Raw genomic sequence first — 22,031 nt, 5'->3', positions numbered from 1 at the left:
AGTCGAAGCCGTCCCGCCAGTGGTCGAGCAGCGTCCGTCCGCTCCGTCGCGACAGCGACAGCGGCGTCCCGGGCCTCCGAGGCCTCCTCGACCGTCAGCGTCCGGTCGGCCGCGCGGAAGCGCAGCGCGTAGGCCAGCGACTTCTTGCCCTCGCCGACCTGCTCGCCCTCGTATACGTCGAACAGCCGCACCGACTCCAGCAGCTCCCCCGCGCCAGCGCGCAGGGCCGCCTCGACCGACGCCGCGGTCACGGACGCGTCGACCACGAGGGCCACATCCTGCGTCGCCACCGGGTACGTGGAGATGACCGGCGCGGTCATCCGCACATCGCCGCCCGCCCGCTGCAGCAGGTCGAGGGACAGCTCCATCGCGCTGGTGCGCTCCGGCAGCCCCATCGACTTGACCACCCGCGGGTGCAGCTCGCCGGCGTGGCCGATGAGCGTCTTCGCGCCGCCGACCTGCGCGTACAGCGCGGCGCACCGGCCCGGATGCCACGGGGCGTGCTGGTCGGCCTCGATGACGAGCTCGACGCCCGCCTCGCGGGCCACCGTACGCGCCGCCTCCACGGCGTCCGCCCAGCTCTCCGGCCGGCCCTTGCCCCACCAGCCGGCCTGCTCGCGGGCGCCCGCGAGGACGGCCGCGACCCGGCGCGGCTGGTCCGGCAGCGCGGCGCCGAGCTGCTTGATCTCCGCGTCCGTCGGCCGCCGGTCCACGGGCAGCCGCGGCGAGGCCGCGGCCGCGGCCGGACCCGATGCCGGGTGGAAGACCAGGCCGGTCTCGAAGAGCGCCAGGTCACTCGCGCCGCGGCTGACGTTGCGGCGCAGCGCCGCCAGCAGGCCCGGCAGCATCGTGGTGCGCAGCGCCGGCTCCTCGTCGCTGAGCGGGTTGACCAGCTTGACCGTGGAGCGGCGGGCGTCGTCCGCGTCGAGACCGAGCTGGTCGAGGGCGGCGTCGCCGATGAACGGGTAGTTCGGCGCCTCCACGTAACCGGCCCCGGCCAGCGCCCGGCCCACCCGGCGGTGCAGCCGCTGGCGCGCGGTCAGGCCACGGCCAGGCGGCGGCTTCGGCAGCGTGGAGGGCAGGTTCTCGTAGCCCTCGAGCCGCAGCACCTCCTCGGCCAGGTCGTTGATCTCGCGCAGGTCCGGGCGCCAGGACGGGACCGTGACGGTCAGCTCGTCGGTGCCGTAGACATCGCAGCCGACCTCCTGCAGGCGGCGTACGACGATCTCCCGGCCGTACACGACACCCGCCACCCGGTCGGGGTGATCGACGCGCATCTGGATGGTGTGCGGACCGCTGGGCGTGACGACCTCGGTCACGCCGGGGTCAGCGGTGCCGCCGGCGAGCAGCACCAGCAGGTCCACGGCGCGCTGCGCGGCCGCGGGGCCCGCCTCCGGGTCGACGCCGCGCTCGAAGCGGCGGGAGGCCTCGGACGACAGCTTGTGCCGGCGGGCGGTGCGGGCGACCGACACCGGGGCGAAGTGCGCCGCCTCGATGACGATCTCGGTGGTGCCGGTGGCCTCGCCGAAGAGGTGGTCGTTCTCCTCCACGTCGGCGATCTCGGTGTTCTGGCCGCCCATCACACCCGCGATGCCGATCGGGCCGCGGTCGTCGGTGATCAGCAGATCGGCCTCGTCGAGCGTGCGCTCGGCGTCGTCGATCGTGGTCACCTGCTCGCCCTGCCGGGCGCGCCGGACCACGATCGGGCCCTGCAGGCGCTCCTTGTCGTACGTGTGCAGCGGCTGGCCGAGTTCCATCATCACGTAGTTGGCGATGTCGACGGCCAGGGAGATCGGGCGCATGCCGACCTTCTGCAGCCGGCGCTGCAGCCAGAGCGGCGAGCGCGCCTCCGGGCGGACGCCGGTGACGACGCGGGCCGTGAAGCGGTCGCAGCCGGCCGGGTCCTCGACCTTGACCGGGTAGCCCTGGTCGTTGGGCGTCGGCACGTCGAGCAGCGCCGGGTCGTGCAGCGGCAGCCCGTACGCGGTCGCCGTCTCGCGGGCGATGCCGCGCATCGACAGGCAGTAGCCGCGGTCGGGGGTGACCGCGATGTCCAGGACCTCGTCCTTGAGCTCGAGCAGCTCGATGGCGTCGGTGCCCGGCTCGTACTCCGGCGGCAGCACGATGATGCCGTCGTGGTCGTCGCCCATGCCCAGCTCGCTGGCCGAGCAGATCATGCCCTCGGAGACATGGCCGTAGGTCTTACGGGCGGCGATCTTGAAGTCGCCGGGCAGCACGGCGCCCGGCAGCACCACGACGACCTTGTCGCCGACGACGAAGTTGGTCGCGCCGCAGACGATGTTCTGCGGCTCGCCGGTGCCGTTGGCGTCGCCGACGTCGACCTGGCAGTAGCGGATCGGCTTCTTGAACTCGGTCAGCTCCTCGATGGCCAGCACCTTGCCGACCACCAGCGGGCCGGTCAGGCCCGCGCCGAGCTGCTCCACGGTCTCGACCTCGAGACCCGCGGAGATCAGCTTTTCCTGGACGTCACGACCGGTGACGTCGGCCGGGAGATCCACGTAACTCCGCAGCCAAGAAAGCGGGGCTCGCATCAGATCTCCATCCCGAAGGGCCGGGTGAAGCGGACGTCACCCTCGACCATGTCTCGCATGTCCTGAACGTTGTGGCGGAACATCAGCATCCGCTCGATGCCGAAGCCGAAGGCGTATCCGCTGTACTTCTCGGGGTCGACGCCGCAGGCGATGAGCACCTTCGGGTTGACCATGCCGCAGCCGCCGAGCTCGATCCAGCCCTCGGAGGAGCAGGTGCGGCAGGGGCGGTCCAGGTTGCCGACGGACTCGCCGCGGCAGACGTAGCAGACCATGTCCATCTCGGCGGACGGCTCGGTGAACGGGAAGTGGTTCGGCCGCAGCCGGGTCTTCATGCCTTCGCCGCCGAAGAGCTGCTGGACCATGTGGTCGAGCGTGCCCTTCAGGTCGGCCATGGTCAGGCCCTCGTCGATGGCGAGCAGCTCGACCTGCGAGAAGACGGGCGTGTGCGTCGCGTCCAGTTCATCCGCGCGGTACGTACGGCCGGGGCAGATGACATACACCGGCAGCTCGCGCTCCAGCAGGGAGCGGATCTGCACCGGCGAGGTGTGCGTGCGCAGCACGACGCCGGAGTCCTGCTCGGGGTCCTGGCCCTGCACGAAGAGGGTGTCGCTCTCGCCGCGCGCCGGGTGGTCGGGGCCGATGTTGAGGGCGTCGAAATTCAGCCACTCGGCTTCCGCCTCCGGGCCCTCGGCCACCTCGTAGCCCATGGCCACGAAGATGTCCTCGATCCGCTCGGAGAGCGTGGTCAGCGGGTGCCGGGCGCCGGCCGGGACGCGGTCGTACGGCAGCGTGACGTCCACCGCCTCCTCGACCAGCACGCGGCTGTCGCGCTCCGCCTCCAGCTCCTCCTGGCGCTTCTTCAGCGCCTGGTTCACCGCGCCGCGGGCCTGGCCGACGCGCTTGCCGGCGTCCGCCTTGGCGGACGGCGGGAGGGCGCCGATCTCGCGGTTGGCGAGGGCGAGCGGGGAGGTGCCGCCGGTGTGGGCGGTCTTGGCCTCCTGGAGCTCCTCGAGGTCACCGGCGGCGGCAAAGGCGGCAATCGCCTCGTCGCGCATCCGCTCGACCTGCTCCGGTTTCAGTGCCTCGACCTCGACAGGGTCGTACGACTTATTGGGTGCCGACATCTCTTCCCGTGTCTTCCGATTGGCTGGCTGTGGCGTCCTCGCCCGACGCATGGGACACCGCTGGTGCCAAAGGTCGAGTCTAGAGCCTCGAGAGAGTGTGCTGAGCCCGTCGCGCCGCTCAGGCCAGATAGGCCGGGGCCCCGACGGGCAAGGTAAATCGGAACCGGGCACCGCCGCCGTCGGCCCTGGTGACCGCGATGGTCCCGCCGTGGGCCTCGACGATCCCCTTGACGATGTACAGCCCAAGCCCGGTGCCGCCGCGCTTGGAGCCCCGCCAGAAGCGGGTGAAGACGCGGCTCATCGACTCCTCGGGGATGCCGGGGCCCTCGTCGCTCACGGTGACGGTCGTCCCTTCCTCATCGCGCCGTACAGTCCGGGTCACCTCGATCGTGACAGTGCCCGCGCCGTGCCGCACGGCATTTTCCAGCAGGTTCCCGAGCACCTGGTCGATCTTGTCGGGATCGGCCCAGAGCTCCGGCAGCCCCTCCGAGACCTGCACGGCGAACCGCACCGGGTCCTCCCCCGCGGTGATCTGCGCCTCGACATGGCGCCGGATCGCCGCCGCGATGTCGATCTTCTGCCGCCGCACCTCGAGCCGTCCTGAGTCGATCCGGGAGATGTCCAGCAGCTCCGCGATCAGCCGGGTGACGCGGTTGGCGTCGGCGTGCACGGTCTCCAGCATCAGCCGCTTCTGGTCGTCCGTGAACCGCTCCCACTTGGCCAGCAGCGTGGCCGTGAAGCCCTTCACTGACGTCAGCGGCGACCGCAGCTCGTGCGCGACGGTGGCGATCAGCTCGGCATGGCTGCGCTCGTCGCGCCGCCGCGCCTCGGTGGAGCGGAGCGTGACGACGAGCCGGTGCAGCGGCCCCGCGGGCCGGCGGCGGACGTACTTGGCGGCGACCAGCACCTCGTGATTGCCCGGCAGCAGCAGATTGCGTTCCGGCTGTCCGGTACGGACCGCGAGCCCGCCGTACGGATCGGTGATCGACCACCAGCTGCGGCCCTTGAGATCCTCGAGCGCGAGGGCCTCCTCGAAGCGGCTGCCGAGCGCCTTCGCCGCGTCCTGGCCGGTGATCTTCGCAGCCGCGGCGTTGAAGATCACCACGCGGCCTTCCGCGTCGGCGACCACGAGTCCGTCGGGCAGATCATCGGGGTCGCAGGACGCCGTGGAAGCGCTCTCACCATGTGAGATGTCCACCTCGCAACCCCCTCTCCTGACACGGGGATTGGTCCCGGAATTCGCCCGGTCCCCCCGATCAGGCACACCTTACTCGGTCGTCGGCGCGAACCGGGAGCCGCCGGCCGGGCGTTGTGCGCGCGCGGAGGCGTAGAGGCACACGGCGGCGGCCGTGGCGAGGTTGAGGCTCTCGGCCCGCCCGTGGATGGGGACGCGCACCACCTCGTCCGCCAGCGCCCGGGTCTCCTCGGGCAGCCCCCAGGCCTCGTTGCCGAAGACCCACGCGGTCGGGCCGCCGAGGGCCCCGTCGTCCAGCTCGGCGTCCAGGTCCCGCTCCCCCGCCCCGTCGGCGGCGAGCACCCGCACCCCGGCCCCGCGCAGCCCGGCGACGGCCTCGGCCACGGGCACGCCTACCGCCACCGGTAGGTGGAAGACGGACCCTGCGGAGGCCCGTACCGCCTTCGGGTTGTACAGGTCCACGGAGGCGTCGGTGAGCACCACGGCGTCCGCGCCCGCGGCATCGGCACAGCGCAGCACGGTGCCGGCGTTCCCCGGGTCGCGGACGTGGGCGAGGACGGCGACCAGCTTCGGCCGCGCGGCGAGGATGTCGGCGTACGGCGTGTCCAGGAAGCGGCACACCCCGACCAGGCCCTGCGGCGTCACGGTGTCCGAGAGCCCCTCGACGACCTCGTCGACGGCGAGATGCACCCGCGCCCCGGCTTTACGGGCGTCCTCGACGATCTCCGCGTACCGCTCGGCGGCCTCGGGCGTCGCGAACAGCTCGTCCAGCACCGGCTCCCCGCCCCGTACGCACGCCACCGCCTCCCGCACGGCCTGCGGCCCCTCGGCGAGGAAGCGGCGCTCCTTGCCGCGGGCGCTCCGCTTCTGCAGCTTGCGCGCGGCGGTCACGCGCGCGGACCGCACGGACGTGATCTGGGGGGTCTGCACGACGCTCCTGGCCTCGACGAAGTGATCCCGGCAAAGGGATACGGCAACAACAGGACCCGCAGGGCAAGCCCTGCGGGTCCGTCAATTCTGACCTGCCAGCGGGTCAGGCAACCGACTTCGGCGCGTTCACGTCGCTCGGAAGGGCCTTCTGGGCCACCTCGACGAGGGCGGTGAAGGCGTTCGCGTCGTTGACCGCGAGGTCGGCCAGCATCTTGCGGTCCACCTCGATGTTGGCGGCCTTCAGACCCTGGATGAAGCGGTTGTAGGTGATGCCGTTGGCGCGGGCAGCGGCGTTGATCCGCTGGATCCACAGCTGACGGAAGTCGCCCTTGCGCTTCTTGCGGTCGTTGTAGTTGTAGACGAAGGAGTGGGTGACCTGCTCCTTGGCCTTGCGGTACAGGCGCGAGCGCTGGCCGCGGTAGCCGCTGGCCTGCTCGAGGATTGCCCGGCGCTTCTTCTGGGCGTTCACTGCCCGCTTGACGCGTGCCACTTTGATCTTCTCCTAGTACGAATGGGTCCCGGTCGCGTAAGAGGCGGCGCCCCGGTCGGGGGCGCCTCGCCTCACTTGCCGAGAAGCTTCTTGACCTTCTTGGCGTCGCCCGGGGCCGCCTCGACGGTGCCGGCAAGGCGACGCGTCAGGGTGGAGGGCTTGTGCTCGAGGTAGTGGCGACGGCCGGCGCGCTGGCGGAGCACCTTGCCGGAGCCGGTGATCTTGAAGCGCTTCTTGGTGCCGCTGTGGGTCTTGTTCTTCGGCATGGTGGCCGTCTCTCCTCAGTGTTGGCGCTCCATCCGGCCGTAAACCGGCAGGCTGAAGCGTCAGCTGCTGTTCGTTACTGCTCGCTCGGGGCGACCCCTTCCGGGGCACCCCGGAAGACTCACGCCTCGGCGGGCTCCTCGGCGGGTGCCTCAGCGGGGGCATCCCCGCGACGCTCCGCCTTGCGGGCGGCCTGCGCCTCGCGGGCCTCTGCCATGGCCTCGGTCTTCTTCTTGTGCGGACCGAGGACCATGATCATGTTGCGGCCGTCCTGCTTGGGGTTCGACTCGACGAAACCCAGGTCCTGGACGTCGTCCGCGAGCCGCTGCAGCAGTCGGTAGCCCAGCTCGGGGCGGGACTGCTCGCGACCACGGAACATGATCGTGATCTTGACCTTGTCACCCTGCTTGAGGAACCGGACGACGTGACCCTTCTTGGTGTCATAGTCGTGCGGGTCGATCTTCGGCCGGAGCTTCATCTCCTTGATGACCGTGTGCGCCTGGTTCTTGCGCGCTTCACGGGCCTTCATGGCCGACTCGTACTTGAACTTCCCGTAGTCCATGAGCTTGCACACGGGCGGACGGGCGTTCGCCGCGACCTCGACCAGGTCGAGGTCGTACTCCTGCGCAAGCTCCAGGGCTTTGGCAAGCGGCACGATGCCGACCTGCTCGCCACTGGGACCGACGAGTCGCACCTCGGGGACGCGAATCCGGTCGTTGATGCGGGGCTCGGCGCTGATGGGGCCTCCTCGGGCTTCCTACGCGGATGCCTGGCGGACAGCCGCGTAATCGTCTGTGGTGACCACTCGCTGCGGGGCATGAAAAATGCCCCGAACGGGACACAAGTGACGGGGCTCCTGCCGGGGGAGCACCGCCACGGCAGGCCGCGGGGCGCATCTTGACCGGTGACCTGCCGACCGTAAGGCCGATCAGGTGGGAGTTCGGAGCCTCCACTTGCGGGCCGGACACACACGTATCCGGCCGGTCTGACACCCAAGAGTAGCAGGCCGGGGCGGAAGCAAGCACATCGGCGGTCTCGCGGATGAGCGGGGCCGAGCGCGCCAGCGGCCTATCCGGCCGAGCGGCGAGCGTGCGTGCCGGGCGTCGGGGCGCAGGCGGGGGCTCGGCCCCGCTCATCTAGGCTACGGGGCATGAGTGAGCCCACCCCTCCCGCCGCTGACGCGCAGCCGAACTTCGACGCCATGACCCGTGACATCGCGGATGTGCCGGCGGTCGAGGTGATCACGACCCTGTCGGTGCACCTGATGAGCGCCGCCGCGGTGAACCTCGGCCTGTCCGAGGAGGGCGAGCAGCACAAGGACCTGGACGAGGCCCGGAAGCTGATCACGGCCCTGGCCGGCCTGGTCACGGCGAGCGCGACGGAGATCGGCTCGTATCACGCGGCACCGCTGCGGGACGGGCTGAAGTCGCTGCAGCTGGCCTTCCGCGAGGCCTCGACGGTGCCGGACGAGCCGGGCCAGGGGCCGGGCGAGAAGCTTACCGGCCCGGTCTTCGGCTGATCGGGCGATTACGCCTTGGCGGCGGCGGCCGGCTCCGGCTCGTCCGCCGTGTCCGCCGTGTCGTCGCCGTGGACGACGGCGTGCACCGCCGCGGCCAGCGCGCCGCCGACCAGCGGCGCCAGGATGAACAGCCACACCTGCGACAGCGCCTGCCCGCCGGCGAAGAGCGCCGGGCCGAGGCTGCGGGCCGGGTTCACGGAGGTGCCGGTCAGCGGGATGCCGATCAGGTGGATGGCGGCGAGCGAGATGCCGATCGCCAGGCCGCCGAAGCCCGCGGTCAGCTTCGCGGACCGGTGGGTGACCGCCAGCACCACGAAGACCAGCAGGAACGTCAGCAGCACCTCGGCGATGAAGGCGCCGCCGGTGTTGATGTGCACGGCCGAGCGGTCGGCGAAGCCATTGCTGCCGAAGGCCTCGGAGGTCTGCAGGCCCGGCACCTGCTTCGCCAGCAGGTACAGCAGCGCGGCGCCGGCGATGCCGCCGAGGAACTGGGCGATCCAGTAGCCGACGGCCGTATTCACGCCGATCCGCTTCGAGAGCAGCATGCCGAGGGTGACGGCCGGGTTCACGTGGCAGCCCGAGACCGGGCCGAGGGCGTACGCCAGGGCCAGCAGGGTGAAGCCGAAGGCCAGGGCGATGCCGAGGGTGCCGATGTATTCGGCGGCGAGGACGGCCGCGCCTACGGCGAAGAGCACCAGCAGCAGTGTGCCGATGAACTCGGATACCAGTTTGCGCGTCTCCATGACCTCTCCCTTGTGGACGTGTGGAGATCGTTTTGCCGCTCTCTGCATTGTGCGATGGATGCCTGGCGGCTGCCTGTCGGGCTCTGCCGCGCTGCGCGCGGATATCGCGCCTGCGGCGCTCGGCCTCAAGCGCCGGCCGGGCTTGAAACGAGGTCAGCGCTCGTAGATCGGTTCCCCCGTGAGCCTGGCCGCCGCCTCCGGCGGGAGCAGCGCCAGCGTCATGCCCCGCCCCAGCCGCGCGCGCAGCGCCTCGTGGGAGGCGAGCGCCCGGGCGATGCGCTGGGCGGCCTCGGCGGTCTGCTCCTGTGTGCCGGGCTCCAGCACCAGCGCCAAAGTGCCGTCCGCGTCCGCCCCGCCGGGCCCGAGATGGGCCAGCCGTACCGCCTCGTCCCCGGCCAGCACCTCCCGTACGGCCTCCCGCACGGCCGGATCCGTCAGCGGGTCGGCGCTGTCGCGGCCCTCGGCGGCGGCCAGCAGGGCCGGGCCGCTGAGCTCGTACGGGGCCGGGCCCGCGATGTCGAGCGCGAGGGTGTCGGCGCGCTCGCTGACCGCGGCCTGGATGGCCTGGTGCAGCGGTACGGCCACGGGGCGGGCCTCGGGGTCCCAGCGGGTGAGGGCTTCGGTGGAGGTGAAGGCGGGGAGGGCCTTGCGGCCGCCGGGGCCCTTCAGGGTCGGGATCGCCATCTCGCTCGTCTTGTCCCGCCGCAGCCCGTCCGACCCGGTCTCGGCCTCGGTCAGCAGCGCGACGACCGGCACGAGGAGGCGGGCGCCGCGCAGCGCCGCGAGGACGGCGGCGTGATTGCCGGCGGTGGGCTCCTTCGCATGCGCGGCGAGAGCTTCGGCCAGGCGAGGGTCGGCGGTGCCGTCGTCAGCGGCGAAGGGAGAATCCGGGATGTTCTTGGGCGCTGCCACGCGCACGAGGGTATCCGGCGGCCATGAGGCTGCCGCTCGGGGGCAGGCGTCCCGCAAGGCGGGACGGGTGGGCCCGGATGTTCCGGCGGCCGCCGACGTGAGGGCACCGGACCCGGACGGCGGCGTCAGTCCTCGTCCGGATCCCGCCGCGGCCCCCGCCACACGATCCACGCGCCGCCCAGCAGGCCCACGCCCACGAAGCCCGCCGCCAGCGCCACGGGGCCGGGGCCGCTGTCGGACGTGCCCACGCCCGCCAGCGCGGGACCCGCGCCGAAGTAGCGCGGGGGCTGCGAGGCCGCGCGGGGCTTCGACGCTCGCGTCGAGAGCTTCCCGCCCGCGCTGATCGCCGCCGCCGCGTCCACCAGGCCCGCGCCCAGCGAGTCGCTCCGGCCGCCCTCCGGCCGATACCGCGCGGTGTCCTGGAGCAGATCGCGGATCTGGGCCGGGGTCAGCTTCGGGTGGGCCGAGCGGACCAGGGCCACCACGCCGGAGACGAAGGCGGCAGCCGCACTCGTGCCCCAGCCCTCGTAGTAGCTGCGGTCCGGGTCGGCGATGACCACGTCGACGCCCGGCGCGCACACCGTCGCGTACCAGCGCCGGGTGGAGAACGGTGCCCGGATGCCGCCGCGGTCCACCGCCGTCGCCGCGATCACGCCCGGATACGCCGCCGGGTACGAGATGTGGTCGCCCTTCTCGCCGCTGTTGCCGGCCGAGGAGACCACCACGACGCCCTTGCGCAGCGCGTATTGCACCGCCGCGTCCTCCCCCGGCTCGGGGTGCGCGGAGCGGCTGTCGTCGCCGAGCGAGAGGTTGATGACATCCGCCCCGTGGTCGACCGCCCAGCGGATGCCCTCCGCGAGCGCGCCGCCCCGCTGCGACCGTGCCTTCTTACGCTCCGAGTCGCTGTCCTCGAGGATGACGCGGATCGGCAGGATCTTCGCCTCGGGTGCCACGCCGGTGACGCCCTCCGTATCGCCGGACCCGTGTCCGTGGCCCGCGATGATCCCGGACATCGCCGTGCCGTGCCGGGCCCACGACTGGTCGCCGCGCTCGGCGCCGAAGCCGACCAGGTCCTTGCCGGGCAGCACGGAGCCGGTCAGGTCCGGATGCCGGTCGTCGACGCCGGTGTCCAGCACGGCGACCGTGACATCCTCGCCCTTGGTCGTGGCCCAGGCCTGCGGCGCCCGTACGGCGTCCAGGCCCCACTCCAGGTCGCGCACGCTGTCGGCGTGCGCCGACGTGGGCGCGAGCAGGGCGCCGGCGAGGGCGAGCACGCTCGCGGCGCGGGCGGCCCGGCGCGTACGGGAAGCTCCGATACGGAAGATACGGCTCACTTGACGCCCCCGGCCTCTGCCGCCGCCTCGCCCGCCTGGCTGCGCAGCTTGCTCTCGATCCGGTCGGCGATGCCCTGCGCGTCATGGCCGAGACCGGCCTGCGCGGGCGCGGTGGTCTGCCCGGCGCGCACGGCCGTCTGGGCCGGCTGCGGATCGGACACCTCACGCCCGTCCGCGAAGCCGCTCACCGAATACACCACCACCGGCGCGTCCGTCACCACGCCCACCGTCCAGCTGGCCCGCTGCCGCTTCCCGAAGTCGGCGGCCGGGGTGCCCGGCACGGCGTACGGCAGCGGCAGCAGGTCCTTGCGCTCGCCCAGGTCCTCGTCCGCGAAGCGGGCGCGCAGCGCCTGCATCCGCTCGGGGCCTGCCTTGGTGAACAGCATCCCGACCGTGGTCACATGGGTCCCGGTGGCATCCGCGTACGTGGCCCGCAGCAGCCGCTCGCAGCCGACGGGGGCGAGCGCCTTGGCGAGATTCGGGTCGAAGGCGCGGCGGCAGTCGCCGTCCCCGGCCACCCCGATCCGCTTCCAGGTGCGGTCCGCGTCGCCGGGCCCGGCCGCCTCGCCGCGCAGCGTGCGCGGGAAGAGGGTGCCGACCTCGGCGGTGTGCCACAGCTCGCGCGCGGTCTCGTACGCGGCCTGGTCCGGGTTCTCGTCGCCGCCGCTGAGCCAGGTGCCGGCCACCGATCCTGCGAGCAGGCCGAGGCCCAGGATGGCGCAGGCCACCGCGATGATCGTGCGGCGCAGGCTGCGGCCCTGCGGCTCCTCATCGGGTTCGGCCGGCTTCGGGGCGTCCTTCGGCAGCACCGCGGCGATGTGCAGCGGGGCGCCGACGCGGGCGGGCGGTTCGACGGGTTTCGGCGGCGCGAAGGGGCGCGGCGGCGCGGGCGGCGGCTCGAGTTGTGACTCGGGTGACTGTTCCGCGGACGCCTCCCCGGTATCCGTGCTCACCGCAGCCCTCCCCTCTGTCCCCTCTGACCTGCGGCACCTGCTCCCCGATGCGCTCGGACACTTTACTTAGGTCTCGGCGCCGATGGGCACCCAGTCCACCCCTTGACTCGATGACACCGCTCTTTCCGGCCTCTACCGGCCGGTACGGATACTCTGGCACGCTGCACGCATGCACGGACCGACAGCAGACCGGGCACGGTACGACCGGGCCACCGCGCACCTCGACGCCCCCTTGGCGATCGTCGACCTCCAGGCCTTCGACGCCAATGCCGACGATCTCGTACGACGGGCGCGCGGCAAGCCGATCCGGGTGGCGAGCAAGTCGGTGCGGGTGCGGGCGCTGCTGGAACGCGTCCTGGAACGCCCCGGATTCGCCGGAATCATGAGCTTCACCCTCGCCGAGTCGCTGTGGCTGGCCCGCTCCGGCTTCGACGACGTGCTGCTCGCCTATCCCTCCGCGGACCGCACCGGCTTCGCCGAGCTGGCCGCCGACCCGAAGCTCGCCGAGGCCGTCACCGTGATGGTCGACGACCCGTCGCAGCTGAACTTCATCGACGCGGCGCGGGAGGGCGGCCGCGAGGAGATCCGGGTCTGCATCGAGCTCGACACCGCCCTGCGCATGCTCGGCGGCCGGATACGCGTCGGCGCCCGCCGCTCCCCCCTCGCCACCCCCGCCCAACTGGCCGAGCTGGCCCGCTCGGTGGTCCGCCGCCCCGGCTTCAAGCTCGTCGGCATCATGGCGTACGAGGGCCATATCGCCGGCGTCGGCGACGCGGTCGCCGGGCGGCCGCTGCGCTCCCGGGCGATCCGGCTGATGCAGGCCAAGGCGCGCAAGGAGCTGGCCGACCGGCGGGCGGAGGCGGTCGCGGCGGTGCGGGCGGTGGCCGGGCCCGACGGGCTCGAGTTCGTCAACGGCGGCGGCACCGGGAGCGTGCAGCACACCGCGGCCGAGGACGCGGTGACGGAGGTGGCGGCGGGTTCCGGCCTGTTCCAGCCGCGGCTGTTCGACAACTACACGTCGTACCGGGGCCGTCCCGCGGCGCTGTTCGCGCACCCGGTGGTGCGGCGCCCGGGCGTCGGCGTGGTGACGGTGCTCGGCGGCGGCTACCCGGCGTCGGGCGCGGCCGGCGCGGACCGGCTGCCCGTTCCGTATCTCCCGGAGGGCCTGCGCTACGACCCGCAGGAGGGAGCCGGGGAGGTGCAGACGCCGCTGCTCGGCGCGCCCGCGGACGACCTGCTGGTCGGCGACCGGGTGTGGTTCCGGCACGCCAAGGCGGGCGAGCTGTGCGAGCGCTTCGACGAGCTGCACCTCATCGACGGCGACGGGGTCGTCGAGACGGTGCCGACCTACCGGGGCGAGGGGCGCACCTTCTTGTAGCCGGCGGCCGGCTCGCCGCCGCGGGCCCGCCCGGAGGCCCTCCGCAGGCGCAGGGCGGCGAGCACGGCCAGGACGGCCACCGCGGCGAGGGCGAGGAAGGTGTCGGAATACGGCGGCGCCGCGTCCGTATAGAGGGGATTCACCGCGTCGTCCGCGCCGCTCAGCCGGGCCGAGAGCAGGGCGGAGAAGAGGGCGGGTCCCGCACCGGCGCCCAGGAACTGGGCGCCCTGGAAGATCCCGACGCCGACCCCGACCTGGTCGGGCGGCAGCACCTGGCTGACCGCGGTGGTGGTGAGGGTGACGACGATCGCGAACCCGGCGCCGAGCGCGAACACCGCCACCCCGGCGAGCACCGGCGAGCCGCCGTCGGCCAGCGTGGACAGCAGCAGCATCGACGCACCGATCACGGCGAGCCCGGTCACGATCAGGGTCCCCGCGTCCGCGCCGCGGCTGCTGAGCCGTCCGGCCAGCGGCGAGGTCGCCGCCAGCGCCAGCCCTCCGGGGATCATGACCAGGCTGCCCTCGGTCGGTGTCAGGCCGCCTTCGTCGATGAGCAGGATCGGCACCAGGACGAGCGTCGCCAGGTTCACGACCATGGCCAGGAAGATCACCAGGACGGCCGCGACATAGCCGCGGTTCGCGAAGAGCGAGGGCGGTACGAAGGGGTGCTCGGCGGCGCGGATCCGCCAGCCGAAGAGCGCGAGCAGGCCGGCCCCGGCGGCCATCGAGCCCCAGGAGGACGCCGAGCCGAGCCCCGCGCTCTCGATCCGGGTGATCCCGAACAGCGCGAGACCGACGCCGGCCCCGAGCACGACGCCGCCGAGCAGGTCGATCGACCGCCGGTCGTCCGGGGTCGCGTCGGTGAGGATCCGCCGGACCACCGGTACCAGCACCAGCGCGACGGCCGTCATCAGCCAGAAGAGCGCCGACCACCCCAGCGCGTCCCCGAGAATCCCGCCGACGGCGGGCCCAGCCGCCGTACCGGCGCCCGCCGCCGCCCCGAGGAACCCGATGCCGACCGCGGCCTCGCGCCCGGACAGCAGCCGCGCCGCGGACACGATCGCGAGCACCGGGATGGCGGCGCCGCCCGCCCCCATGACGACCCGGCCCGCCACCAGGACGATCAGGCTCGGCGCCACGGCGCAGATCAGGCTGCCGGCCGCGAAGACCACCAGCGCCACCGTGAACAGCCGGCGCAGGCTGAACCGGTCGGCCAGCCGCCCGTAAACGGGAATCCCGATGGCGCACGCCAGCAGAAAGCCGGTCACCACCCAGGCGGCCTGCGCGGTCGAGGCCGAGAACTCCGCCGCGATCCGGGGCAGCAGGAGCGAGACCATGTCGGCGGCGATGGGGATCAGCAGCATCGCCGGGATCAGCGCACTCAGCAGACGCGAGAGCGGGACGGTCGTTGGCTGCACAGCTACTCCGTTCATCGAAACTGTAACTACACTGGTTGCAGTTAAGGCAAAGAAATAGACCGGAGCTGGACTCCGGCCAATTCCCGGCGGCTAACCGCTTATCGGCGGTGCGCTTTCGCGCCGCTGAATGCGGCGGTGCATGTCGGCGATGCTCGTCTCGGCAAGCTGCCGCTCCATCGCGCGGCGCGCGGCGCAGAACTCCTCCTCCAGGAGGGACTGCATATGCCGGCCCACCGCGCAGTTACGGCTGGGCGGATGGGCGTGCGTCGGCAGCAGCGTGAGGTCGTCCTCGACGGCGGCATACGTGTCGAGCAGGCTGATCTCCGCGGCCGGCTTCGCGAGCCGCCAGCCGCCTCCGCTGCCCTCGACGGCATCGACGAGGCCCTTGCTCCGCAGCTGCCCGAGCACCCGGCGCACCAGCACCGGGTTGCTCTCCAGGCTCTCCGCGATCCGCGCCGACGACTGCAGCCCGTCCGCTTCCCGGCCGGCCAGGAACGTCAGCGCGTGCGCCGCCACCGCGGTACGGGTACTGACCGCCATCACCACTCCCTCGGCGCCGACCAAACTGCAATCAGGCTAGTTACAGTTCCCGTGTCCGTCAATGAGCGCCCGCGCTCAGTACGCCTTGTCCTCCTGGTCCGGGACCACGTCGCCGTTCTCCCGGAGCACCGGCCCGTGGGTGCCGTCCTCGTTCGCGTACGCGCTGGTGGCGCACGGATACGGCGCCTGCTGCTGCGGCAGCGGCTCGATGAACATCGGGTTCACCACCCACTTGCCGTCGGCGTCGTCGTAGCCGCGGCACATGATCTCCGGCTTGTTACGGTTCAGGACCAGGTGCGCGGCCGTCGCGTCGCCGACGAAGGTGACGTCGGTGTCCGCGTCGCCGCCGCCGATCGCGATGCGGTGCTTCTCCCCCTGCTTCTTCCAGGCATCGGCGCCCTGCACGCCGAAGATTTCCTGGTTCACCGCGCAGCGCTTGCCGTCGATGTACGGGATGTACTCGCCCTCGGTGACGCCCACATCGCCGCAGCCGTAGTTGTACGGCGTGATCCGGCCGTCCTTCAGCACGCTGCGGATCGCGATGGTGTGCTTGCGGTCGATGCCGACGCCCTTCGACCACACCTCGGTCACCGGCTCGGACCCGGCGGAGACGATGTAGACGTCGAAGCCCGCCTTCTTCAGGGTCTTCAGCAGGTCGCGCTGCTGGTCGTAGTAGCGCACGTAGGCGGGGATCTCGTGGGTGCCGACGGTCTGCTTCGCCCCGACGGGCGCGGCCAGCGCTTCGGCGCGCGACTTCGCGGCGTACGAGCGCAGCTCCGCCACCGTGTGGCCGACGAACAGCTGCGGCACCCAGGCGTACTCGGGGACGGTGCGGCGGTGGTTCCAGGTGCCCTCGAAAGCCTCGTCGCCGGCCATGGTCTTGGCTTCGGCGCGGATCTCGAAGATCTCGTCGGCGCAGTCGGTGTCGGTCGAGGTGGGCAGCGGCTCGCCGACCGGCACCTCCGTGCCGCACGCCTCGGTCAGCGCCTTCTCGGCGGCCGGGGTGAGCCACTTGCTCGTGTCGCTCCAGCGCTCGGGCCGGAGGATCTTGTCGTGCCGCAGCGACCAGGCGATGACCGCGTCGGTGACGTCGTTCTTGGTGATCGTGTTGTCCCAGTCGAAGGCGGCGACGGGCCGGGCGCGGTGGCCGCCGGAACAGCTTCCGGCCTCGTCGATCGCCTGCTGCAGCTGCTCCCGGTTGTCGCCGTGCCAGGCGAGCTCGCGGGAGAGCTGCGGGCAGTCACGCCCCTCCTGTTGCGGGGCTGCGGCGCCCGCCGGCGCGGCCGTCAGGGTGGCGGCCGCGGCCAGGCTCAGGGCGGACAGCAGCGGTGCGGTGCGCAAGGTGGTGCCTCCGTACGTACGTCATCGTCTTACGGATCGAAACCCATGCACCGTACATCCATTTGTCAGACCGGCGTCACATACGCGCCGGAAATTCCTCCGTCGACCAGGAAGTCGGCGGCATTGACGAAGGACGAGTCGTCGCTGGCGAGGAAGGCGACAGCGGCGGCGATCTCGTCCGCCTCCGCGAAGCGGCCCGCCGGGATGTGCACGAGGCGGCGCTGCGCCCGCTCCGGGTCCTTGGCGAAGAGCTCCTGCAGCAGCGGGGTGTTCACGGGCCCGGGGCACAGCGCGTTGACCCGGATGCCCTCGCGGGCGAACTGCACGCCCAGCTCCCGCGACATCGCCAGCACGCCGCCCTTGGAGGCGGTGTAGCTGATCTGCGAGGTGGCGGCGCCCATGCGGGCGACGAAGGAGGCGGTGTTGATGATCGAGCCGCGGCCCTGGCGCTGCATGTACGGGATGGCGGCCTTGCAGCACAGGTAGACGGAGGTGAGGTTGACGTCCTGGACCCGCTTCCAGGCGGCCAGGTCGGTGGTGAGGATCGAGTCGTCGTCGGGCGGTGAGATGCCGGCGTTGTTGAAGGCGACGTCGACCGAGCCGTACGTGTCGTAGGCGGTCTGGAAGAGGGTCGCCACATCCTCCTCGCTCGTCACATCGGCCCGTACGAACAGGCCGCCGGTCGCCTCCTCGGCCGCCTTCCCGGCCCGGACGTCGACGTCGGCACAGACGACCCTCGCCCCCTCGGAGGCGAGCCGGCGGGCGGCGGCGAGGCCGATGCCGCTGCCCGCGCCCGTGACGACGGCGGTGCGGCCGACCAGGCGGCGGCAGACGGGGGCTGCTTCAGACACTTAGCTCTCCTCGGTGCTGATGAACACGTTCTTCGTCTCGGTGAAGGCATGCAGCGCGTCCGGGCCCAGCTCGCGGCCGAGTCCAGACTGCTTATAGCCCCCGAAGGGGGTCCAATAGCGCACGCTGCCATGGGAGTTGACGGACAGATTCCCCGCCTCGACCGCCTGCGAGACGCGCAGCGCCCGGCCGGCGTCGCGGGTCCAGATGGAGCCGGAGAGCCCGTACGGCCCTGCGTTGGCGAGCCGTACCGCCTCGGCCTCGTCGTCGAAAGGGGTGACGATGGCGACCGGGCCGAAGATCTCCTCGACCGACCGCCGGTCGTCGGCCGGGATGTCGGTGAGGACGGTGGCCGGGTACCAGAAGCCGGGCCCGTCGGGCACGCTGCCGCGGATGGCGGCGGGCGCGTCCTCGGGTACGTAGGAACGCACCCGCTCCCGGTGCGCGGCGGAGATGAGCGGCCCCATCTCCGTGGCCGGGTCGGCCGGGTCGCCGACCGTGAAGCCGAGGACGGCCGGCTCCAGCAGCTCCACGAAGCGGTCGTAGACGGAGCGCTCCACCAGGATGCGGCTGCGGGCGCAGCAGTCCTGCCCGGTGTTGTCGAGGAACGAGGACGGCGCTGCGGCCGCGGCCCGCTCCAGATCGGCGTCGGCGAAGACGATGTTGGGGCTCTTGCCGCCCAGTTCGAGCGTCACCCGCTTCACCTGGGCGGCGCACTTGGCCATGATCTGCTTGCCGACGGCGGTGGACCCGGTGAAGACGACCTTGGCGACGCCTGGATGCTCCACCAGCGCGTCCCCGGTTACGGACCCGGGCCCCGGCAGCACCTGGAAGAGCCCCTCCGGCAGCCCCGCCTGCAGCGCCAGCTCGGCCAGCAGCAGCGCCGTCAGCGGCGTGGTCTCGGCGGGCTTGAGGATGACCGCGTTGCCCGCCGCCAGCGCCGGGGCGACGCCCCAGGAGGCGATCGGGAGCGGGAAGTTCCAGGGTGCGATGACGGCGACGGTGCCGAGCGGCTCGGCGAAGGTCAGGTTCACCCCGCCGGTCACCGGGATCTGCCGCCCCGTCAGCCGCTCCACTCCCCCGGCCGCGTACTCGAAGAGGTCGCGCGCATTGCCCGCCTCCCAGCGGGCGCTGCCGATCGGGTGCCCGGCCTCGCGCACCTCCAGCTGCGCCAGCTCCTCCAGGTGCGTATCGATGGCGTCGGCGACCTTGCGCAGCAGCCAGGCCCGGTCGCCGGGCACGAGGGCGGCCCAGGCCTGCTGCGCCTTGGCGGCCCGGGCGACGGCGGCGTCCACCTCCTCGCGGGTGGTGCCGGGGACGGTGGTGACGGGCTCCCCGGTGGCGGGGTTGACGATCTCGAGTTCCAACTGCCTGCTCACATCCGCTCGAAGGACCGGAACCGCTCCCAGTCCGTGACCGTGCTGTCGTACGCCTCCTGCTCCACCCGCGCCATGTTCAGGTAGTGCTTGACGACGTCCTCGCCGAAGGCCTCGCGGGCGAGCGCGCTGTCGTTCCACAGCTCGGCGGCCTCGCGGAGGGTGGTGGGGACGTGGGCGATGCCGTCGAGGTCGTACGCGTTGCCGGTCACCCGCTCCGGCAGCGCCAGCTTCTGCTCGACGCCGTGCAGCCCGGCGGCGATCATCCCGGCGACGGCGAGGTACGGGTTCACGTCGCCGCCCGGCATCCGGTTCTCCAGCCGCAGCGAGTGGCCGTGGCCGACGACGCGCAGCGCGCAGGTGCGGTTGTCGGGGCCCCAGGCGACGGCGGTGGGGGCGAAGGAGCCGGGCTGGTAGCGCTTGTAGGAGTTGATGTTGGGCGCGTACAGCAGCGAGAACTCGCGCAGCGCGGCGAGCTGTCCGGCGAGGAAGTGCTCCATGACCTCCGACATCCCGCCCGGCCGGTCCCCGGCGAAGACCGGCGCGCCGTCGCCGTCCCGCACCGACAGGTGAATATGGCAGGAGTTGCCCTCCCGCTCGTTGTACTTCGCCATGAAGGTGAGCGACATGCCCTCCTGCGAGGCGATCTCCTTGGCACCGGTCTTGTAGACGCTGTGCTGATCACATGTCGTCAGCGCGTCCTCGTAGCGGAAGGCGATCTCGTGCTGCCCGAGATTGCACTCGCCCTTGGCGGACTCGACGCGCATGCCGGCGTCGCCCATCTCGTTGCGGATCCGGCGCAGCAGCGGCTCGATGCGGCCGGTGCCGAGGATCGAGTAGTCGATGTTGTACTGATTGGCCGGCGTCAGCTCGCGATAGCCGCTCGACCAGGCCTCCTCGTACGAGTCCCGGAAGACGATGAATTCGAGCTCGGTGCCGACGTACGGCGTCCAGCCGCGGTCGGCGAGGCGGTCGAGCTGGCGGCGCAGGATCTGCCGGGGCGCGGGGGCGACGGGCGCGCCGTCGTGCCAGGCGAGGTCGGCGATGAGGAGGACGCTGCCCTCGTTCCAGGGGGTGAAGCGCAGGGTGTCCAGGTCCGGGTGGATGGCGAAGTCGCCGTAGCCGAGGTCCCAGGAGGACATCTTGAAGCCGTCGACGGTGTTCATGTCGGCGTCGACGGCGAGGAGGTAGTTGCACCCCTCGGTGCCGTGCCCGAGCACGTCGTCGAGGAAGTGGCGGACGGCGAAGCGCTTGCCCTGGAGGCGCCCCTGCATATCGGCGAAAGCGACGACGACGGTGTCGATGCTGCCGTCGTCGGCACGCCGGCGCAGCTCGTCGACGGTGAGCGGAGGTGTGCGGTCTGGCACTGCAATCGCCTTCCTCTTTCGGGGAGGTGGAGCTGCCGGGAGGCCACTGAAAGGTAATCCTGACTACCCTTGATCGGGAACGGGCATTCCCACGCCGGGGAGAACTCATGCGACGTCCGCTGATCGGCATCTCGACCTACCTCGTGGACGAGGCCGCCTGGTCGCACTGGCGGCTGCCCGCCGCGCTGCTGCCGTCGGGCTATCACCGCCTCGTGCAGCGGTCGGGCGGGATGGCGGCGCTGCTGCCGCCGGACTCCGTGCCAGGCGCGGCCCATGAGGCCGTCGCGCGGCTGGACGGGCTGGTGGTGGCGGGCGGTCCGGACGTGGAGCCGGGACGTTACGGGGCCTCGCCCGAGGAGCGTACGGGCCCGCCCGCGCCGGAGCGGGACGCCTGGGAACTGGCCCTGATCGAGGCGGCGTTGGAGCGCGAGCTGCCGCTGCTGGGGATCTGCCGCGGCTCCCAGCTGCTGAACGTGGCCTGCGGCGGCACGCTGCTGCAGCACCTGGACGGACACGACGGCCCGCCCGGCGTCTTCGCCGAGCACGCGGTGAAGCCGGTCCCCGGCACGCGGCTCGCGGCGCTGCTTGAGGACGCCGGGACGGTGGTCCCGACGTATCACCACCAGGCGGTGGACCGCGTGGGCGAGGGCCTGGTGGTCTCGGCGCACGCGGACGACGGCACGGTGGAGGGCCTGGAGCGCCCCGGCGACGCCTTCGTCCTCGGCGTGCAGTGGCACCCGGAGATGGGCGACGACCTGCGGGTCATGCAAGGGCTGGTCAGAGCCGCTTCCTGAGCCAGGCCAGGGCTTGGTCCCCCTGCGCCTTTTGAAAGGCGCGCAGGGTGGGGAGCCCGGGCGGCGCGGGGAGACGGGCGCCGCCGAGGAACAGGCCGGTGACGGCGACGAGGACGGTGGTGACGTCGTCCGGGTCCGCGTCCCGCCCGAGCGGGTGCGCGGCGAACGTCTCCTCCGGGTCCGGCCCGCCCTGCATGGCGATGCAGGGCAGCGAGATGAGGAGGTCGAACCAGGGCGCGGCGCGCAGCGTGTGCGGCCAGTCGACGAAGACGGCGCCGTCGGCCGTCAGAAGGATGTTGTCGGCGCGCACGTCGCCGTGGGCGAGCGTGTCACCGGCGGCGGCCACCGCCCAGCGGTCCTCGCGCTCGGCGAGTTCGTGGATACGGTCCCGCACCCAGGGGTCGAGCCCGTGCAAGTCGTCCTCGCCGGCGTCGTACGCGGCGACGATCTCGCGCCATCGCCCGAACCCGTCCTCGCGCGGCGCGTGGACGCCGTCGGGCGCGGGGATACGGGCAAGTTCGCCGAGGGCCGCCAGCACGCGCCGCAACTCGTCGCGCTCCCAGGGGATATGGGGCTGCCGCCCCTCGACCTCCTCGAAGACGAGCACGACCCAGGTCCCGTCGTCGTACGACCCGAGCAGCCGCGGCGCGGGGGTCCCGGGCGGCAGGAGGGCGACCTTCCGGGCCTCTTTGCGGTGCATCCGGGCGGAGATGTCGTTGGTCTCGGCGCTGACGGCTTTGACGAACACCCGGCGCCCGTCGTCGAGCCGGAGCCGGGCGGCCACACCCGGGGAGAACCCACCGGTCTGCGTCACGGCCGCGACGACGGCGGCGCCGAGTTCGGCCTCGACGGCACGCCGGACGTGGTCCGGGACCCCTTCCCAGGGAAGCCGGACGCCTTCGGCGGGGACGATGGTGTGGCTCATCGATCAATCGTGGCAGCGCCCCGGGAC

The 22,031-nt window shown here is 72.3% G+C and carries 21 protein-coding genes; 3 read left to right on the top strand and 18 right to left on the bottom strand.

Going from position 1 to position 22,031, the window contains the following annotated elements; genetic code table 11:
- The 7 genes from pheT to infC all read right to left on the bottom strand — a co-directional run.
- Positions 1–2,552 (bottom strand): phenylalanine--tRNA ligase subunit beta (gene pheT, locus G5C51_RS10425; RefSeq protein ID WP_165235395.1); only part of this gene is annotated, 2,552 nt, incomplete at its 3' end.
- The gene (pheS, locus tag G5C51_RS10420; protein WP_165235392.1) at positions 2,552–3,676 is read right to left on the bottom strand and encodes a phenylalanine--tRNA ligase subunit alpha; all 1,125 of its coding nucleotides are present in this window, start codon (positions 3,674–3,676) and stop codon (positions 2,552–2,554) included. The genes pheT and pheS, both read right to left, overlap by 1 nt.
- Positions 3,677–3,794: 118 nt before the next feature.
- On the bottom strand, positions 3,795–4,874 hold the full coding sequence (locus G5C51_RS10415) for an ATP-binding protein (protein WP_165235389.1): 1,080 nt from the start codon (positions 4,872–4,874) through the stop codon (positions 3,795–3,797).
- A gap of 69 nt (positions 4,875–4,943) precedes the next feature.
- Positions 4,944–5,801, bottom strand: a complete 858-nt coding sequence (locus tag G5C51_RS10410) for a TrmH family RNA methyltransferase (protein WP_165235386.1) — start codon at positions 5,799–5,801, stop codon at positions 4,944–4,946.
- Between the two features lie 103 nt (positions 5,802–5,904).
- On the bottom strand, positions 5,905–6,291 hold the full coding sequence (gene rplT / locus G5C51_RS10405) for a 50S ribosomal protein L20 (RefSeq protein WP_165235383.1): 387 nt from the start codon (positions 6,289–6,291) through the stop codon (positions 5,905–5,907).
- A 71-nt stretch (positions 6,292–6,362) separates the two neighbouring features.
- Positions 6,363–6,557: a 50S ribosomal protein L35 gene (gene rpmI, locus G5C51_RS10400; protein WP_165235380.1), complete on the bottom strand. Its 195-nt coding sequence runs from the start codon at positions 6,555–6,557 to the stop codon at positions 6,363–6,365.
- A gap of 119 nt (positions 6,558–6,676) precedes the next feature.
- Positions 6,677–7,294, bottom strand: coding sequence for a translation initiation factor IF-3 (gene infC, locus G5C51_RS10395; RefSeq protein WP_165235414.1), 618 nt, complete (start codon positions 7,292–7,294; stop codon positions 6,677–6,679).
- Between the two features lie 411 nt (positions 7,295–7,705).
- On the opposite strand from infC, the gene G5C51_RS10390 reads away from it, so the two are divergent.
- Complete coding sequence (locus tag G5C51_RS10390) at positions 7,706–8,074, top strand: DUF1844 domain-containing protein (protein ID WP_165235377.1); 369 nt, start codon at positions 7,706–7,708, stop codon at positions 8,072–8,074.
- Between the two features lie 8 nt (positions 8,075–8,082).
- Here the strand turns inward: G5C51_RS10390 and G5C51_RS10385 are convergent, their stop codons facing one another.
- The 4 genes from G5C51_RS10385 to G5C51_RS10370 all read right to left on the bottom strand — a co-directional run bounded on the left by G5C51_RS10385 (position 8,083) and on the right by G5C51_RS10370 (position 12,016).
- Complete coding sequence (locus G5C51_RS10385; protein WP_165235374.1) at positions 8,083–8,817, bottom strand: MIP family channel protein; 735 nt, start codon at positions 8,815–8,817, stop codon at positions 8,083–8,085.
- Positions 8,818–8,970: 153 nt separating this feature from the next.
- Complete coding sequence (locus tag G5C51_RS10380) at positions 8,971–9,729, bottom strand: SseB family protein (protein ID WP_165235370.1); 759 nt, start codon at positions 9,727–9,729, stop codon at positions 8,971–8,973.
- Between the two features lie 125 nt (positions 9,730–9,854).
- Positions 9,855–11,063 carry a type VII secretion-associated serine protease mycosin gene (mycP, locus tag G5C51_RS10375; RefSeq protein WP_420824795.1) on the bottom strand — a complete coding sequence of 403 codons (1,209 nt, stop codon included), beginning with the start codon at positions 11,061–11,063 and terminating at the stop codon, positions 9,855–9,857.
- Positions 11,060–12,016 carry a hypothetical protein gene (locus tag G5C51_RS10370; protein WP_338118083.1) on the bottom strand — a complete coding sequence of 319 codons (957 nt, stop codon included), beginning with the start codon at positions 12,014–12,016 and terminating at the stop codon, positions 11,060–11,062. The genes mycP and G5C51_RS10370 overlap by 4 nt, the downstream gene beginning before the upstream one ends.
- 169 nt (positions 12,017–12,185) lie before the next feature.
- Here G5C51_RS10370 and G5C51_RS10365 point away from each other — a divergent pair, with 169 nt between their 5' ends.
- Complete coding sequence (locus tag G5C51_RS10365) at positions 12,186–13,394, top strand: amino acid deaminase/aldolase (protein ID WP_165235367.1); 1,209 nt, start codon at positions 12,186–12,188, stop codon at positions 13,392–13,394.
- On the opposite strand, the gene G5C51_RS10360 is transcribed toward G5C51_RS10365, so the two are convergent.
- The 6 genes from G5C51_RS10360 to G5C51_RS10335 form a co-directional block, all read right to left on the bottom strand.
- The gene (locus G5C51_RS10360) at positions 13,364–14,812 is read right to left on the bottom strand and encodes an MFS transporter (protein ID WP_206313668.1); all 1,449 of its coding nucleotides are present in this window, start codon (positions 14,810–14,812) and stop codon (positions 13,364–13,366) included. The two genes, G5C51_RS10365 and G5C51_RS10360, sit on opposite strands and share 31 nt — an antisense overlap.
- Before the next feature lie 90 nt (positions 14,813–14,902).
- Complete coding sequence (locus G5C51_RS10355; protein ID WP_206313667.1) at positions 14,903–15,352, bottom strand: Rrf2 family transcriptional regulator; 450 nt, start codon at positions 15,350–15,352, stop codon at positions 14,903–14,905.
- Positions 15,353–15,427: 75 nt separating this feature from the next.
- Positions 15,428–16,693, bottom strand: a complete 1,266-nt coding sequence (locus tag G5C51_RS10350) for an HAD family hydrolase (RefSeq protein WP_165235359.1) — start codon at positions 16,691–16,693, stop codon at positions 15,428–15,430.
- 65 nt (positions 16,694–16,758) lie between these two features.
- Complete coding sequence (locus G5C51_RS10345) at positions 16,759–17,544, bottom strand: 3-oxoacyl-ACP reductase (protein ID WP_165235356.1); 786 nt, start codon at positions 17,542–17,544, stop codon at positions 16,759–16,761.
- A complete protein-coding gene (locus tag G5C51_RS10340; protein ID WP_165235353.1) occupies positions 17,545–18,921 on the bottom strand; it encodes an aldehyde dehydrogenase family protein in 1,377 nt (458 codons plus the stop codon).
- Entirely contained in the window at positions 18,918–20,285 is a 1,368-nt protein-coding gene (locus G5C51_RS10335) for a type I glutamate--ammonia ligase (RefSeq protein WP_165235350.1), read from the bottom strand. Before G5C51_RS10335 ends, G5C51_RS10340 begins: the two co-directional genes overlap by 4 nt.
- 107 nt (positions 20,286–20,392) lie before the next feature.
- Here G5C51_RS10335 and G5C51_RS10330 point away from each other — a divergent pair, with 107 nt between their 5' ends.
- Positions 20,393–21,079: a gamma-glutamyl-gamma-aminobutyrate hydrolase family protein gene (locus tag G5C51_RS10330; RefSeq protein ID WP_165235347.1), complete on the top strand. Its 687-nt coding sequence runs from the start codon at positions 20,393–20,395 to the stop codon at positions 21,077–21,079.
- On the opposite strand, the gene G5C51_RS10325 is transcribed toward G5C51_RS10330, so the two are convergent.
- Positions 21,063–22,004, bottom strand: coding sequence for a phosphotransferase family protein (locus G5C51_RS10325; RefSeq protein WP_165235344.1), 942 nt, complete (start codon positions 22,002–22,004; stop codon positions 21,063–21,065). The two genes, G5C51_RS10330 and G5C51_RS10325, sit on opposite strands and share 17 nt — an antisense overlap.
- Positions 22,005–22,031: the final 27 nt, after the last annotated feature.

This window comes from Streptomyces coryli (assembly GCF_011044975.1).
GTDB lineage: Bacteria > Actinomycetota > Actinomycetes > Streptomycetales > Streptomycetaceae > Streptomyces > Streptomyces coryli.
The sequence above is the reverse complement of the archived record's forward strand: the minus strand, read 5'-3'. Positions and strand labels throughout refer to the sequence as shown.